1 protein-coding gene is annotated in these 485 nt (G+C 43.3%); it reads right to left on the bottom strand.

The window, feature by feature from the left end:
• Nucleotides 1-485 (bottom strand): UvrD-helicase domain-containing protein (locus IQR33_RS20955; RefSeq protein WP_193844018.1); only part of this gene is annotated, 485 nt, incomplete at both ends.

Genomic DNA, 485 nt, shown 5'->3' with positions numbered 1-485 from the left:
TTTGGGTTGGTTTTGGACTGGTGCTCGAACTCAGACTTAGGACCACGACCATAGGACAAGGATAGCCCCATGAAGTTTTGAACATACTTTGCACCACCGTGCTCTTTTAAGAACTCATAGTCTGAGTTCGATAATGTTTTCTTAGCTGACTCATTTATTAGTGTAAGGGACTCAGTTTCATCCAAGATAACTAAGTCACTCGATGTATAACCGCACTTTACAAAATATGGGTGTTGCTTTTTGATGGCAGGTTTTATGACTTGGTTTAGTGCAAAGGAGTGCCAGTTACAGATAACAGCTTGATAAGCTTTGATACCTATACGTAAGTAAAGACGCTCTAACATTTCCGCAGCAGCTTTCTTGGTAAAGGTTATGGCACAAAGTCGACAGGGTTCCAAGCCTGACTCAATGAATGTCGCGGCCTTCTCCACAATAACGCGAGTCTTACCACTACCTGCCCCCGCATTAATCATGCAAGGTACTCC

It is taken from the genome of Vibrio sp. OPT46, from assembly GCF_015163535.1.
GTDB lineage: Bacteria > Pseudomonadota > Gammaproteobacteria > Enterobacterales > Vibrionaceae > Vibrio > Vibrio alginolyticus.
This window is presented reverse-complemented; position numbering and strand designations above follow the sequence as displayed.